We start from the raw sequence: 14,577 nt of genomic DNA on the forward strand, positions 1-14,577 counted from the left end.
GCAGCGCGATCGCCTCGTCGTCGAGCCCGCGGCCGCGTGCGCGCCGCCAGCGGTCGATCGCATGCCCCCACTCACCGCGCGATTCATGCTCGAGCGCGCCGCCCTGCCCGTTGCCGCGATCACGCGGCGGCCGGCGACCGCCATGAAAAGCGGATGCCCTGCGCCCACGCGACGCCGGCATCCACGATGATCTGCCGGTCGATTTCGCTTTCCACGCCTTCGACGACGACGTGCCGCGCCCCTTCATGCGCGAACGCGATCAGCCGGCGGAACTGGTAGCGCCCGATCGCGTTGCGCTTGATCAACGACAGGACCGACCGGTCCAGTTTCACGATGTCGGGATTGCCGACCACCAGGTTGTTCAACGCGCTGAACCCGACGCCGAAATCGTCGATCGCGATCCGGCAGCCGGCCTGCCGGAAGCGGTTCACGAACGACCGGCCGGCGACGGGGTTCAGCGGCCCCGTCTCCGTGATCTCGATCACCAGCCGCGCCGCCACCGACGGCTCGCGCTCGAGCCGCCTGAAAATCGCCAGCCACGCGTCGTCGACCACCGCGCTCGCCGCCGCGACGTTGCAACCGTACACGGCGCCCGGATCGGCGCGCAGCGCGTCGATCGTGCGGCCGACCACCAACCGGTCGAACCAGCGCATCAGCCCGAGCGCTTCGAGCCGCGGCAGGAAGGCGAGCGGCGGCAACGCATCGCGCTCGCCCCACCGCAGCCGCGCCAGGCATTCCCGGTACAGCACGCCGCCCGACAGGTCGGCGCGGCACACGGGTTCGTGCGCGAAGCCGAGCCGGCTTTCGACGAAACTGCGTACCGACGCAAGGTCGGGATGATCGTCGGGCGCGCCGAACACGAGATCGATTTCATCGCGATTCGCTTTCCGATTCGCCTCCTGGCGAGCTTCGACCGCATTCATCCGGCGCTCCGGCAAATGGCGAGCCGCCGATCACGGCTCGACCTCAACACATATGCGGAACGAGCCAACCTCGACGCACTCCGCCGCCTACCCGGCCCATCCTGTCATGTCGATTTTTTCCGGGGAGCGTACTGTTCGCTTCGGCGCGCCGTCAAATTCGATATTTTTACGATATTCGATTACTTGAAATACACCACGCGTGCGCGATGCCGACAGTGCGACAGGTTACACAACGCGAATTACAAAATCCCAAAATCCGGATCGTTTATCTTTTTTGCCTAAACAGTTTTATCCGAGTCGGCTTTACCCGAATTTGCTCGTCGCGCGAATCGGGGCGCCGCCAATTGATCAGATAAATACCGTGCCTCGAGGTGCCGACCGTGCTTGATATGCCGAGTCGAAACACCGGCTTCCGCCCATGCGGCGCCCCGCAGAAAACCCGCTGCGGCGCGCCATTCGATCGTCGCAGCATTCAATTTTCATGTTTCAAACGATATTATGAAGTTTCGAAACGGAATCAAGTGCCGGTCAATCAATAATACCAACTTCAATTATATGAAGATTATCAATTGAAACATCTTTAACAATCTTGAAGACTTGTTAACCTATAAACTCTTTTTTGACGGACTTCCCTCGGAGCCGTCAATTTCGTGCCTTCGAAAACCGTCGAACTCATCGGGTTCGGCGGTTTCTTTTTTAACGGCAGGATTTCGTCAGACATGAGGGCGGGACAAACCCGACGGCGGAAGGCGGCGCCTCGAACGTGCGCCGCGGAAAATCGGCGTCAGGCAGCCGGCGCGCCGATCAGGTTCGCGAGCAGCGCGTCGTACTCGGCGACGAGCGCCGGATTCGCCGACGTGTAACGGCCGAGGATCTCGCGCTGACGCCGCGTGTACGCTTGCCAGTCGTCGTCGTGCGTATGCAGCGCGCGCAGCAGCGCGTCGGCGCCCTGCTGCACGTCGTTGTCCGGATAGTAGTAGCCGAGATCGGGCGCGAGGCTCGCGTTGTGCACGAGCGGATAGCCCTGCCAGCACACGTCGAAATAGAAATAGTTCAGCGGGTTCGACCATTGGTGCGACACGACGATATCGGTCAGGTCGGCCAGGAACAGCGGCGTATCGAAACGCCCGACGAAGCTCGCCTTGCCCGCGCGCACGATGTCCAGGTAGTTCATCAGCATCACGAACTCGGGGCTGTCGTGCGCGAGGCGATCGGCATTCGTCACGTGCGTGAAGCAGATCGCGTCGGGGTCGCGGCGATACGCTTCGTCGATGATCAGCATCGGATACACGCAGAACTTCACGACGTTGTGGTTCGGCTCCATCACCGTGAGCCGCTTGCCCGGCTCGCTGCGCGGCCGGTATTCGCCGTGCTCGGGCAGCGACCGCGCGCGTTCGGCCAGGAACATCGGATCCCACACGAACGGCACCACGCGCCCCGGGCAACGCCGCAGCGACTGCAGGAACGGCAGCGACGACGGTGCGATCTGCGGAATCGCCCACACCTCGTCGTAGCCGCGGTTGATGAACAGCGAATCCCACAGCCGGCGGCCGAACAGCATCGACTCCATCGCGTTGATGTACTCGACGCCGCAGCAATAGCTGACCAGCTTCACGCCGCGGGCCTTCAGGTAGGCCGTCTGCTCGCCGTCGATCTGCCCGCCCAGCTCGATCACCACGTCGAGCGCGTCCTTCATGTCGGCGAACGCGCGCGTGTCGTACGCGCTGCGGTCCCATGGCAGCGCATCGGTGAGCGGCACGTCGGTCGTGTTGACCAGCGTCACGCGGTAGCCGTGCGGCGACGCCATCAGCAGTTTCGCGAGGAACAGCGCGTTCTGCTTGATGCCGTTGATCCACAGGCTTTCGTCGGGGGCACGCAATCCGATCGTGATACCGATGCGCAGGCCGGTCAGGACAGGAGACGTCATCGTCGGCGGGATGGAAGGTTGAACGGGGAATGGCGCAGTGTAGCGCGCGAAGCGCCGCCCGCGTCAAGCGGCGGCAACCCGGCATTCTAGCGGAGCGCCGGCCGCACACTGTCAGGGATGGTCAGCGCCCGCTCCCGCCGTGCCAATTCGTTCGACCGTTATGCGATACTCGTGCCGCCCGGCGGCCGGTTTGCCCGGGACATTCGAGCGGGCGCCGCACGACCTCGCCGCACCACGATCAGAACAGGGCACACCGAATGGAATACGATGCCGCGCCAGTCTTCCAGACCATCCACGACGAACCGGGGCGGCGCTCGCCGCAACCCGTATCCGGATCGGGTGCCGCGCTGAAGCGCACCGCGCGGATCGTGTGCATGCGTCCCGGCGTCCGGAGCGCACGATGATCGTCGTCAGCCATTTCAGCCAGCCCGCGCCCGCGAGTCTCGAGAATCACCGCTGGTACGCGCAGGTGCACGGCTATCGCCACGAGATCGTCGACGCCTGCGGCATGCCGCAGGCGCTGCCGTTGCGACCGCTGCATCGCTACGAATCGCTGCTTCACGTGCTGCGCGGCGCGCAACCCGGCGAACTCGTGCTGCTGCTCAGCGAAGACGCGGCAATCATCCACCCCGTCGCGCTCGATCGCCTGATGGCGGGGCGCGATACGCTGTTCGTCGACGCGTTCGCGTCGCCGCTGCCGCAAGTCGACGTGCAGATCTGGCGCAACACGCCGGACGTGCGGGCGATCGTGATGCGGCTCGTGCAGCGCTGCAAGCTCGGCAGCGAGCCGAGGCTGACGTCGGAAGCCGCGCTGTTCGCGGATCTCGATACGCACGGCTACATGACGCCGATCGACGGGCTGTACGCGGTCATGCCGTCCGGCCCCGACCTCGATCCGATGTGGAGCCGCGCCCCGACGTTCGCGATCAGCATCGACGACACGCCGCGCGATCCCGAACGCAAAGGCGCGACGCCGCGCTTTCGCGACACGCTCGTCGCCTACGTCAATCGCTGCCGCGCCGCCGGCCGGCCGATGTTCTCGTTCGATCACGATGCGGCGGTCACGCCGGACGAACGCGCCGAGCGCACCACGTACCACCCCGGCCGGCCGATCGCGTTGATGATGCTGTACACGCCGAACATCGGCAGCTATGCACGCGTCGCCGAACGGAATTTCCGGCGCTACTGCGATGCGCACGGCTACACGCTCTACGTGCATCGCGACATTCCCGCCGAGATCGGGCTGAACGCGACCGGCAACTGGTTCAAGCCGTGGTTGCTGCACGCGTACCTGCAGCACCACGAATGGGTCGTGTGGCTCGATGCCGACGTGCTGATCGCGAACCAGCAGCAACCGCTGGAACCGCTGCTCGCAGGGCGCGACTGGCTGCTCGCGCAGGATATCGGCCAGTGGGCGTTCAATTCGGGCGTGATGGCGTTTCGCCGTACCGAACGCAACGACGCGATGCTGCGCGACCTGATGACGGCGATCGCCGCGCTGCACGACCGCTCGAGCGTCTATGCGAGCGACGGCGATCAGCTGCATTTCATTCGCGCGATGGAGCGCGACGGGCAGTTGCACGGCGAAGGCGTGACCGATCTCGTGAGCCTCAACACACCCTGGCTGTTTCGCCGTGCGGACAGCTACGTCGTGCATTACTACGGCATGTGGTCCGCGATGCGGGCGCTGATGATGGCGCACGACGACGGGCTGCTGCCCTGACGCTTCCGCCGCGACATCATCGATTGGCAAACGCGACGGGCCGGCCGGTTGCAACCGGCCGGCCCGTCGTCGCATCGGTTACCGTCGTCAGATCGCCGTGATCGTCGGCGCGACGGCCGCCGGGTCGGTGATGCTGGCCTTGCCGGTCTCGACGTGCCCTGCGATGCGGCGCGCCCAGCCGGCATTGCCCGCCACCGCGAACTGCAGGTCGTACCAGTGGCTGCTGCACGACAGGTCCCAGTGCGCTTCGATACGCTGCCCGGCCGGAACCGTCAGCGTGCGCGCCGCGCCGCCATACGCGACATCGGTCGCCGTGACCGTGAGCGGGCTCGTGCCCGCATTGGCGATCGTCACGTACACGTCGCCGTTCGCGGTGTCGTAGCACGGTGTGATTTCAGGCTTGGCCGCGGCATCCGCCGCCGCCGAACCCGCGAAGCGCCGGAAATAGCCGTTCGGCCCCCACACGCTCACCAGGTAGTTGCCGTTCGCATCGAGCGCCCACGTATCGGTCAGTTGCTTGCCCGCTTCGACCGTATAGCGGCGCGGCATCGCGGTGGGGTCGCCCGTATAGACCCAGAAGTGCGCGCCCTGCGTGCCGGTATTCGCGAACGTCAGCGCATACCCTTGTGCCTGGAGTTGGCCGGTGACATGCAACTCGTACGGCAGCGCGCGCGCCGGCCGCGTGCCCGGTTCCTGCGCGGTCACGACCTGCTGCGCGGTGCTGGCCGGCGCGGTCTGCGACGACGCGCGCGAGCATTGCAGGTCGGCCTGCGCGACATACGCCTGCGTGTTCGGCAGGGTCGGCAGCGTCGCATCCGATTTCGAGAAGTCGAGCGCCGACGTCAGGTCGCCGCAGATCGCGCGGCGCCACGGCGAGATGTTGGTCTCCACCACGCCGAAGCGCTTCTCGATGAATTGCAGCACCGACGTGTGATCGAACACCTGCGAGCAGACGAAGCCGCCCTTCGACCACGGCGACACGACGAACATCGGCACGCGCGGACCGAGTCCGTACGGCAGGTTGTCGGCCGTATAGGTGCCGGCTTGCGTGGCGGTCACGACGTTGTGCCGCTCGAGCGACACGTCCACGGTGCTCATGCCCGAGCCCGGCAGCGTCGGCGCCGACGGCGGCACGACGTGGTCGAAGAAGCCGTCGTTCTCGTCGTACATGATCAGCAGGACGGTCTTGCTCCACACGTCCGGGTTGGACGTCAGCGCGTCGAGGATCGTCGACAGGTAGTACGCGCCGTACAGCGGCGTGAACTTCGGATGCTCCGAATACGCGGCGGGCGGCAGCAGCCACGACACCTGCGGCAGCGCATTCGCCTGCACGTCGGCCTTCAGTTGCGTGATCGGACGCGTGCTCATCCCGCGCGTCTGCAGCGACGAACCGGCCGGCGCATTCACGAAGTTGTTGAAGCACGCCAGCATGTTCGTGCCGTAGTTGCCGGTGAAGTTGTCGAACCCGGTGCCCTGCTGATAGATCTGCCACGAGATGCCGGCTTTTTCGAGGCGTTCCGGGTAGGTCGTCCAGCTGAAGGGCGGCAACTGGATCTTGTCGAACTGGTTGTCGATGTAGTCGGTGTTGTCGAGCAGCGGGCCGCCGCCGGTGCCGAGCGGATCGACCATGCCCGTCATCAGGTACATGCGGTTCGGGTGCGTGTTGCCCGGAATCGAGCAGAAGTAGTTGTCGCACACCGTGAACGCATCCGCGAGCGCGTAATGGAACGGGATGTCGTCGCGAACGTGATAGCCCATCGTCATGTTCGACTTCTGCACGGCCCACTGATCCGCGCGACCGTTGTCGATCGCGCCGTGCGTCGTCGCCCACGTGTGCGGCAGGCCGCCGATGCATTGCGCGTTGACGCCCGGGTTGGTCGTGTCGTAGCGAAACGGTGCGATCACGCTCGACTTGTCTTCCTGGCGCGGCTGGAACCACACCGGCTTGCCGTTCGGCAGCGTGACCGGGAAGCGGTCGTTGTAGCCGCGCACGCCGCTCAGGTGGCCGAGGTAGTGGTCGAACGAGCGGTTCTCCTGCATGAACACGACGATGTGCTGCACGTCCTGGATCGTGCCCGTCACGGTGTTCGGCTCGATCGCCAGCGCCTTGCGGATCGATTCCGGCAGCAGTGCGGTGGCGGCGGTCGCGCCGGCGAGGCCGGCCGAGAACTTCAGAAAATCGCGTCGCGAATGAGTGGCCATGCTGGTTACTCTTGATGGGTTTTCTGGTGGAAACGGCCGGTATCAGGAAGCGGGCGACGAAGCAGGCGCGGTGAAGCCCGGCGGGCAGCGCATCTGCGCGGTGGCGACCACGGCGCCGCCGCACGCGGCCTTTTGCTGCGCGACGGGCGCGGCGGGTGCGGTCAGGTCGTCGTTGCAGGCGCCGAGCAGCGCGGTCAGCGCGATCAGACCGACGACTGCGAAAGGCCGTAGGGCCGACGTTCGCATAACGGTTCTCCGTGAGGATGATGACGTGACGCGGACGCGAACCCCGCGCCGGTCATATCGACGCCGAGATGCTATGTTCGACTTGTTACACGACGGTGTCGAGTGGCGGGAAGATCGAGGGGCGTGCCGCGCGCGGCACGAAGAGAGATGGCAGGAACGACGAAGACCGTAAGTCGTTCGAAAGATTTTCGTTGGCCGCGCGTACTGCTTCGCGTGTGCTCGATACCGCAACCGCGCTGCCGCGACGACGAACACACGGCGAATCGCGACGCGCTTTCTTGCGGGCCGGCCGCCGCTGCAACCGGCCCGCGTATGGCAGCAACGCTGCCGATCAGCCTTCCGCCATCATCAGCAACTGCGCGCCGTCCGCGACCTGGTCGCCGACGCCGTACAGCACTTCCGCGACGACGCCCGCGCTCGGCGCGCCGATCGTGTGCTCCATCTTCATCGCTTCCATCACGATCAGCGGCGTGCCGGCTTCGACCTTCTGGCCCGGCTCGACCAGCACCGCGATCACCTTGCCGGGCATCGGCGCGGTCAGGCGGCCGCCGCCCTGCTCCGCGTCGCCCGCATGCGCGAGCAGGTTGCGCCATTCGAACGTTTCGGCCGCGCCCTGCGTGAACACATGGAACGTGTCGCCGTCCGCATACACGCGGCCGCTGCTGCGCACGTCGCCAAGCGTCACGTCGAAATCGAGCGGCGTGGCGCCGCGCGTCCACGCGAACGGTTGCGCGGCCGCGTCGCCGATCGCGATGCGCGCGCCGGCGCCGTCGTCCTCGTACGTGACCGTCACGTCCGCTTCGCGATCGATCGCATGCCACTCGAGCGTGCGGCGATAGCCGCCGTTCAGCCGCCAGTCGGGCAGCGCGGCCCACGGCGATGCGGCCGGCGCCGCAGCGCGTTCGCGTGCCAGCAGCGCCGCGCAAGCGAGCGCGAGCGTCGCGCGCGGCGGCTGTCGCGGCGCGAACAGCGCATCGTGGTTGCGCTCGATCAGGCCGGTGTCGAGATCGGCCGTCGCGAACGGCTCGCACGCGACGATCCGCTGCAGGAATGCCGCGTTCGTATGCAGGCCGACCACTTCGCACGCGCGCAGCGCACGCAGCATCAACCCCAGCGCTTCCGCGCGGTCCGTGCCGTGGACGATCAGCTTCGCGATCATCGGATCGTAGAACGGCGTGATCGCATCGCCTTCGCGCACGCCGCTGTCGACGCGCACCGCCGCGCCGATGTCGAACTCGACGCCGGCCGGCAGCCGCAGATGCTTCAGCGTACCCGTCGACGGCAGGAAGCCGCGCGCCGGATTCTCCGCGTAAAGGCGCGCCTCGAGCGCATGGCCCCGCACGCGCAGTTCCTCCTGCTTCAGCGGCAGCGGCTCGCCGGACGCGACGCGCAGTTGCCATTCGACGAGATCGAGCCCCGTGACCATCTCGGTCACCGGATGCTCGACCTGCAGGCGCGTGTTCATTTCCATGAAGTAGAACGCATCGCCCGTCATGATGAATTCGACGGTGCCCGCGCCGACATAGCCGACCGCGCGCGCGGCCGCGACGGCCGCTTCGCCCATCGCCTGGCGCACGTCCTCATGCAGGCCCGGCGCCGGCGCTTCCTCGAGCACCTTCTGGTGACGGCGCTGCACCGAGCAGTCGCGATCGAACAGGTACACGGTATTGCCGAGCGTGTCGCCGAACACCTGCACTTCAACGTGGCGCGGGCGCGTCAGGTATTTCTCGATCAGCACACGATCGTTGCCGAAGCTGCTTGCCGCTTCGCGCTGGCACGATGCGAGCGCCGCGGGAAAGTCCTCGGAGCGCTCGACGACGCGCATCCCCTTGCCGCCACCGCCCGCGCTCGCCTTCAGCAGCACCGGGTAGCCGATCTCGTCGGCTTCGCGATGCAGGTTGGCCGCATCCTGGTCGTCGCCGTGATAGCCGGGCACGAGCGGCACGGCGGCCGCGTGCATCAGCGCCTTCGCGGCGGCCTTCGAGCCCATCGCCGCGATCGCGTCGACCGGCGGCCCGATGAACACGATGCCGGCCGCTTCGCATGCGTGCGCGAAATCCTCGTTCTCCGACAGAAAGCCGTAGCCGGGGTGAATCGCCTGCGCGCCGGTCGCACGCGCGGCGTCGATGATGCGCTCGATGCGCAGGTAGCTGTCTGCCGCGGCCGAACCGCCGATGTGCACGGCCTCGTCGCATGCGGCCACGTGTTTCGCGTTCGCATCCGCGTCGGAATAGACGGCGACGCTCGCGATCCCGAGACGTTTGCACGTCGCGGCGACGCGGCACGCGATTTCGCCGCGGTTGGCGATCAGAATCTTGTCGAACATGGCTTCGATGTCGTCCGGAAGGTTGAGGTCACGCGATCATTCACGCCACGACGGCGTACGCTTTTCGAGGAAGGACGCGATCCCTTCGCGCGCTTCCGCGCCGGCGCGGGTCTTCGCGATCCAGTCGGCGGTCTGCTCGATCAGCGTCGCATCGAGCGCGCGGCCGGCCACGTCGGCGACGAGCCGCTTGCACGCCTTCACCGCGTCGGGGCCGTTCGCGACCAGCGTCGCCGCCAGCTTCGCGACCGTTTCGTCGAGCGCGTCGGCCGGCACCGCATCGTGAATGAAGCCGAGCGACGCCGCACGCGCGCTGTCGAACACTTCGGCCGTCGTGAAATAGCGGCGCGCCGCGCGCTCGCCCATCGCACGCACGACGTACGGCGCGATCGTCGCGGGAATCAGCCCGAGCCGCGCTTCCGACAGGCAGAATTTCACGCCGTCGGCGGCGATCGCGATGTCGGCCGCCGCGACGAGGCCCACGCCGCCCGCATACGCATCGCCATGCACGCGCGCGATCACCGGCTTGCCGCAGCGATGGATCGCTTCGAGCATCCGCGCGAGCTTGCGCGCATCGGCGCGGTTCTCGTCGTCCGAGTAACCGGCCATCTTCTTCATCCAGTTCAGGTCCGCGCCCGCGCAGAATGCCGCACCTTCCGCGGCGAGCACGACCGCGCGCACGCCTTCGTGCGCGTCGAGCCATTCGAACGCGGTGGTCAGCTCGGCGATCGTCGTCTCGTTGAACGCATTGCGCACGTCGGGACGCGCGAGCGTGACGGTCGCCACGCGGCCGGCTTCGCTTACCTTGATCGTTTCGTATCGCATCGGTCAGTCCTCCCGGGCGTTACATGCGGAACACGCCGAAGCGCGTGTCGTCGATCGGCGCGTTCATCGACGCGGCGAGGCCGAGCCCGAGCACGTCGCGCGTCTGCGCGGGGTCGATCACGCCGTCGTCCCACAGCCGCGCGCTCGCGTAATACGGATGGCCCTGGCGTTCGTACTGGTCGCGGATCGGCTGCTTGAATGCTTCCTCTTCTTCCGGCGACCATGCGCCGCCCTTCGCCTCGATGCCGTCGCGGCGCACGGTCGCGAGCACCGACGCGGCCTGCTCGCCGCCCATCACGGAGATGCGCGCGTTCGGCCACATCCACAGGAAACGCGGGCCGAACGCGCGACCGCACATCCCGTAGTTGCCGGCGCCGAACGAGCCGCCGATGATCACCGTGAACTTCGGCACCTTCGCGTTCGACACGGCGGTCACCATCTTCGCGCCATGCCGCGCGATGCCTTCGTTCTCGTACTTGCGCCCGACCATGAAGCCCGTGATGTTCTGCAGGAACACGAGCGGAATCTTGCGCTGACAGCACAGCTCGATGAAATGCGCGCCCTTCACGGCCGATTCGGAGAACAGGATGCCGTTGTTCGCGACGATCCCGACCGGATGGCCCCAGATGTGCGCGAAACCGGTGACGAGCGTCGTGCCGTAGCGCGCCTTGAATTCGTCGAACTCCGAATCGTCGACGATGCGCGCGATCACCTCGCGCACGTCGAACGGCTTGCGCGTATCGACCGGAATCACGCCGTACAGGCTCTTCGCGTCGTAACGCGGCGGCTTCGGCTCGCGCAGCGCGACCGGCGGCGCGATCTTCGGCGCGAGGTGACTGACGATGTTGCGCGCGATCGACAGCGCATGCGCGTCGTTCTGCGCGAGATGGTCGGCCACGCCCGACAGGCGCGTATGCACGTCGCCGCCGCCGAGATCCTCGGCGCTCACTTCCTCGCCGGTCGCGGCCTTCACGAGCGGCGGCCCGCCGAGGAAAATCGTGCCCTGGTCCTTCACGATGATCGATTCGTCGCTCATCGCCGGCACGTAGGCGCCGCCGGCCGTGCACGAGCCCATCACGACGGCGATCTGCGCGATCCCCGCGGCCGACATCGTCGCCTGGTTGAAGAAGATGCGCCCGAAATGATCGCGATCGGGAAACACGTCGTCCTGGTTGGGCAGGTTCGCGCCGCCCGAATCGACGAGATACACGCACGGCAGCCGGTTTTCCGCGGCGATCTCCTGCGCGCGCACGTGCTTCTTCACGGTGATCGGGTAGTAGGTGCCGCCCTTGACCGTCGCGTCGTTGCACACGATCACGCATTCGCGGCCGGCGATGCGGCCGATCCCGGTGATCACGCCCGCGCCCGGCGCGTCGTCGTTGTACATGCCGTTCGCCGCGAGCTGCGAGAACTCGAGGAACGGCGCACCCGGATCGAGCAGTTGCGCGATGCGGTCGCGCGGCAGCAGCTTGCCGCGCGACAGGTGCTTGTCGCGCGCGGCCTGGCCGCCGCCCTGCGCGAGCTGTTCGATCTTCGCGCGCAGGTCGGCGACGACCGCCTCGAGCGCGGCGGCATTCGCGCGGAAGTCTTCCGAACGCGGGTTCAGTTTCGATTCGATGATCGGCATCGACAAGGCTCCGTTCGCGTGACGTGGGGCGTTACATCGTTTCCGCGAACAGCTCGCGGCCGATCAGCATCCGGCGGATCTCGCTCGTGCCGGCGCCGATCTCGTACAGCTTCGCATCGCGCCACAGGCGGCCGACCGGATATTCGTTGATGTAGCCGTTGCCGCCGAGGATCTGGATCGCCTCGCCGGCCATCCACGTCGCCTTCTCGGCCGTGTAGAGGATCACGCCCGCGCAGTCCTTGCGCACCTGGCGAATGTGGTCGCTGCCCGCCGAGTCGAGGTGGCGGCCCACTGCATACAGGTATGCGCGGCACGCCTGGAACGTGGTGTACATGTCGGCGACCTTGCCCTGGATCAGCTGGAATTCGCCGATCGCCTGGCCGAACTGCTTGCGGTCGTGGATATACGGCACCACGGCGTCGAGGCACGCGGCCATGATGCCCGTCGGGCCGCCCGACAGCACCGCACGCTCGTAGTCGAGGCCGCTCATCAGCACCTTCACGCCGCCGTTGAGCTGGCCGAGGATGTTCTCTTCCGGCACTTCGACGTCCTGGAACACCAGCTCGCCCGTGTGCGAGCCGCGCATGCCGAGCTTGTCGAGCTTCTGCGCGACCGAGAAGCCCTTCATCCCCTTCTCGACGATGAATGCGGTGATGCCGCGCGGGCCGGCTTCGATATCGGTCTTCGCGTAGACGACCAGCGTGTCGCAATCGGGGCCGTTGGTGATCCACATCTTCGTGCCGTTCAGCACGTAGCGGTCGCCGCGCTTGTCCGCCCGCAGCTTCATGCTGACGACGTCGGAGCCGGCGTTCGGCTCGCTCATCGCGAGCGCGCCGATGTGTTCGCCCGACACGAGCTTCGGCAGGTATTTCTGCTTCTGCGCTTCGGTGCCGTTGCGATGGATCTGGTTCACGCACAGGTTCGAATGCGCGCCGTACGACAGGCCGATCGACGCCGACGCGCGCGAGATCTCTTCCATCGCGACCATGTGCGCGGTGTAGCCCATGTTCGCGCCGCCGTATTCCTCGGAGACGGTCATGCCGAGCACGCCGAGATCGCCGAACTTCTTCCACAGATCCATCGGAAACTGGTCGGTGCGGTCGACCTCCGCCGCGCGCGGCGTGATTTCCTTCGCCGCAAACGTCGCGACGGCGTCGCGCAGCATCTCGATGTCTTCACCGAGCATGAATTGCACGCCGGGCAGGTTGATCATGTCTCCTCCGTCTCCAGAAAGTGTGTCGCACTCACCGATTTCTGAGTTTCGCTCAAATCGAATGAATACGCCGATTCATTGACCAATACAGCGGAAATTTTGCACAGTTTCGCGCTTCGACGGGCTCGGCGTCAATAGTTTTTTGAGTGATACTCAGATATGATGCGAGCATGACAGCCGCTCCCGCCGACACCATGACCGCCACCGCCAAAGCCGACCGCGCCGATGCGCCGCGCGCACCCGCCGGGCGCAAATCCCAACAGCGCGTGCAGGACATCCTGCGCGCCGGCCGTGACGTGTTCGCCGAAAAAGGTTACGAGCATGCGACGGCCGCCGAGATCGCGCAGCGCGTGGGGGTGTCGGAGGCGACGGTGTTCAGCTATTTCCGCGGCAAGCGCGAGCTGTGCGCGCGCGTGATCGCGGACTGGTACGACGAAATCATCGCCGCGTTCGAACACGGGATGCCACGGGAGGCATCGGTGCAGCAGCAGTTCGCGTTCATCGTGCGCACCCACCTGCGGCTGATGCTCGTGAACGGCACGGGGCTGTGCGCGCTGGTGCTGTCGGAAGGCCGCGCGAAACAGCACGCACTGAGCGACGAGCTCACCGCGCTGCAGCGCCGCTACACGGCGCCGCTGATGGACGTGCTCGCACGCGGCCAGGCGGCCGGGCAGGTTCGCGCGGATCTGCCGCTGAGCCTGTTGCGCTCGATGGTGTTCGGGCCGATGGAGCACGTGCTGTGGGATGCGATCCTCGGGCACCGCAAGCTCGATACGGAAACGACGGCCACGCAGCTGATCGACATGCTGTGGGCCGCCGTGCAGCCGCCGGCGCCGGAACAGGCGGCGCTCGTGCGCTTCAGGAACGAAGTGGCCGAAGCCGTGCGGCGGCTGGAAGGGCAAGCGTCACGCGGGTGACGCCGGTGGGCGGCACGCCCGCTGCCCCGCCGCGGCTTCTCTGCGGTCGGGCGGAGCACCGGTGCGCAGCCGCTACGAATCCTCGCTCACCCGCAGCGGCGCGCGGCTCTGCTCGTTGTTCAAATGCACGAACTTGCGCAACAGGCGCATCAGTTCCTGCGAATCGTCGTCGCCCATCCCGTCGAACAGCCCGGCCCGCAACTCCGTCACCGACGGAATCAGGTGGGTGAGCAGCTCGACGCCCGCCGGCGTCAACAGCAGGCGCCGCTGACGCCGCGGCAGCACTTCGCGCACGATCAATCCCTTCGCTTCGAGCCGCACCGCAAGATCGGCCGTGGTCGACGTGTCGAGCGCCACCCGCTGCGCGAGCGTCACCTGATCGAGCCCCGGATTCTCGTACAGCATCCGCAGCACCGCGTACTGCACGGGCGTCACGTCCCGGCCCAGCTTCTCGTAGAACATCGCGACCGCGATCTGGTGCGCGCGCCGGATCAGGTGCCCGGGTTCGTCGTACAGGTCGATCGGGAAAGCCGGCAGGTCGGCGGGAGTCGTTTTTTCCATGAATGAGTCGATGACATAGGCGGTGCGCGCCGGTTGCGCGCGCCGTCGGCATGGCGCTGCCTCGCGCCATTTCGCGGGAAAACCAGTATA

At 66.6% G+C, this 14,577-nt stretch carries 11 protein-coding genes; 2 read left to right on the plus strand and 9 right to left on the minus strand.

From position 1 onward, the window contains the following. Window positions 1–119: 119 nt before the first annotated feature. Both H0X95_RS28580 and H0X95_RS28585 read right to left on the minus strand, forming a co-directional pair. Complete coding sequence (locus H0X95_RS28580; RefSeq protein WP_006495162.1) at window positions 120–923, minus strand: EAL domain-containing protein; 804 nt, start codon at window positions 921–923, stop codon at window positions 120–122. A gap of 784 nt (window positions 924–1,707) precedes the next feature. Further along, on the minus strand, window positions 1,708–2,850 hold the full coding sequence (locus H0X95_RS28585; protein WP_006483224.1) for a DUF2827 domain-containing protein: 1,143 nt from the start codon (window positions 2,848–2,850) through the stop codon (window positions 1,708–1,710). Between the two features lie 400 nt (window positions 2,851–3,250). Between H0X95_RS28585 and H0X95_RS28590 the strand changes: the two genes are divergently transcribed. Continuing rightward, a complete protein-coding gene (locus tag H0X95_RS28590) occupies window positions 3,251–4,573 on the plus strand; it encodes a hypothetical protein (protein ID WP_006495159.1) in 1,323 nt (440 codons plus the stop codon). Window positions 4,574–4,660: 87 nt separating this feature from the next. Here H0X95_RS28590 and H0X95_RS28595 read toward each other — a convergent pair whose 3' ends face one another. The 6 genes from H0X95_RS28595 to H0X95_RS28620 form a co-directional block, all read right to left on the minus strand. Next, window positions 4,661–6,775: a phosphocholine-specific phospholipase C gene (locus tag H0X95_RS28595; protein ID WP_059720881.1), complete on the minus strand. Its 2,115-nt coding sequence runs from the start codon at window positions 6,773–6,775 to the stop codon at window positions 4,661–4,663. Between the two features lie 42 nt (window positions 6,776–6,817). Then, window positions 6,818–7,021 carry a hypothetical protein gene (locus H0X95_RS28600; RefSeq protein WP_006483229.1) on the minus strand — a complete coding sequence of 68 codons (204 nt, stop codon included), beginning with the start codon at window positions 7,019–7,021 and terminating at the stop codon, window positions 6,818–6,820. A 331-nt stretch (window positions 7,022–7,352) separates the two neighbouring features. After that, complete coding sequence (locus H0X95_RS28605) at window positions 7,353–9,347, minus strand: acetyl/propionyl/methylcrotonyl-CoA carboxylase subunit alpha (protein WP_059720882.1); 1,995 nt, start codon at window positions 9,345–9,347, stop codon at window positions 7,353–7,355. Window positions 9,348–9,383: 36 nt separating this feature from the next. Then, entirely contained in the window at window positions 9,384–10,169 is a 786-nt protein-coding gene (locus tag H0X95_RS28610; protein WP_006483238.1) for an enoyl-CoA hydratase/isomerase family protein, read from the minus strand. A 19-nt stretch (window positions 10,170–10,188) separates the two neighbouring features. Beyond that, on the minus strand, window positions 10,189–11,796 hold the full coding sequence (locus H0X95_RS28615; RefSeq protein WP_048987838.1) for a carboxyl transferase domain-containing protein: 1,608 nt from the start codon (window positions 11,794–11,796) through the stop codon (window positions 10,189–10,191). A 31-nt stretch (window positions 11,797–11,827) separates the two neighbouring features. After that, window positions 11,828–13,009, minus strand: coding sequence for an isovaleryl-CoA dehydrogenase (locus H0X95_RS28620; RefSeq protein ID WP_006480547.1), 1,182 nt, complete (start codon window positions 13,007–13,009; stop codon window positions 11,828–11,830). Between the two features lie 170 nt (window positions 13,010–13,179). On the opposite strand from H0X95_RS28620, the gene H0X95_RS28625 reads away from it, so the two are divergent. After that, window positions 13,180–13,926 (plus strand): TetR/AcrR family transcriptional regulator, encoded by a 747-nt coding sequence (locus H0X95_RS28625; RefSeq protein WP_006493419.1) that lies wholly within the window; start codon window positions 13,180–13,182, stop codon window positions 13,924–13,926. A 72-nt stretch (window positions 13,927–13,998) separates the two neighbouring features. Here H0X95_RS28625 and H0X95_RS28630 read toward each other — a convergent pair whose 3' ends face one another. Beyond that, window positions 13,999–14,487 carry a MarR family winged helix-turn-helix transcriptional regulator gene (locus H0X95_RS28630; protein WP_006483226.1) on the minus strand — a complete coding sequence of 163 codons (489 nt, stop codon included), beginning with the start codon at window positions 14,485–14,487 and terminating at the stop codon, window positions 13,999–14,001. Window positions 14,488–14,577 lie beyond the last annotated feature (90 nt).

Source organism: Burkholderia sp. 9779_493 (assembly GCF_015712215.1).
In the GTDB taxonomy this organism is placed as follows: Bacteria; Pseudomonadota; Gammaproteobacteria; order Burkholderiales; family Burkholderiaceae; genus Burkholderia; species Burkholderia cenocepacia.

What these genes read in the sequence shown, in the direction of transcription:
- H0X95_RS28580 (WP_006495162.1), bottom strand. Translation starts at nt 923, where the DNA reads ATGAATGCGGTCGAAGCTCGCCAGGAGGCGAATCGGAAAGCGAATCGC.
- H0X95_RS28585 (WP_006483224.1), bottom strand. Translation starts at nt 2,850, where the DNA reads ATGACGTCTCCTGTCCTGACCGGCCTGCGCATCGGTATCACGATCGGA.
- H0X95_RS28590 (WP_006495159.1), top strand. Translation starts at nt 3,251, where the DNA reads ATGATCGTCGTCAGCCATTTCAGCCAGCCCGCGCCCGCGAGTCTCGAG.
- H0X95_RS28595 (WP_059720881.1), bottom strand. Translation starts at nt 6,775, where the DNA reads ATGGCCACTCATTCGCGACGCGATTTTCTGAAGTTCTCGGCCGGCCTC.
- H0X95_RS28600 (WP_006483229.1), bottom strand. Translation starts at nt 7,021, where the DNA reads ATGCGAACGTCGGCCCTACGGCCTTTCGCAGTCGTCGGTCTGATCGCG.
- H0X95_RS28605 (WP_059720882.1), bottom strand. Translation starts at nt 9,347, where the DNA reads ATGTTCGACAAGATTCTGATCGCCAACCGCGGCGAAATCGCGTGCCGC.
- H0X95_RS28610 (WP_006483238.1), bottom strand. Translation starts at nt 10,169, where the DNA reads ATGCGATACGAAACGATCAAGGTAAGCGAAGCCGGCCGCGTGGCGACC.
- H0X95_RS28615 (WP_048987838.1), bottom strand. Translation starts at nt 11,796, where the DNA reads ATGCCGATCATCGAATCGAAACTGAACCCGCGTTCGGAAGACTTCCGC.
- H0X95_RS28620 (WP_006480547.1), bottom strand. Translation starts at nt 13,009, where the DNA reads ATGATCAACCTGCCCGGCGTGCAATTCATGCTCGGTGAAGACATCGAG.
- H0X95_RS28625 (WP_006493419.1), top strand. Translation starts at nt 13,180, where the DNA reads ATGACAGCCGCTCCCGCCGACACCATGACCGCCACCGCCAAAGCCGAC.
- H0X95_RS28630 (WP_006483226.1), bottom strand. Translation starts at nt 14,487, where the DNA reads ATGGAAAAAACGACTCCCGCCGACCTGCCGGCTTTCCCGATCGACCTG.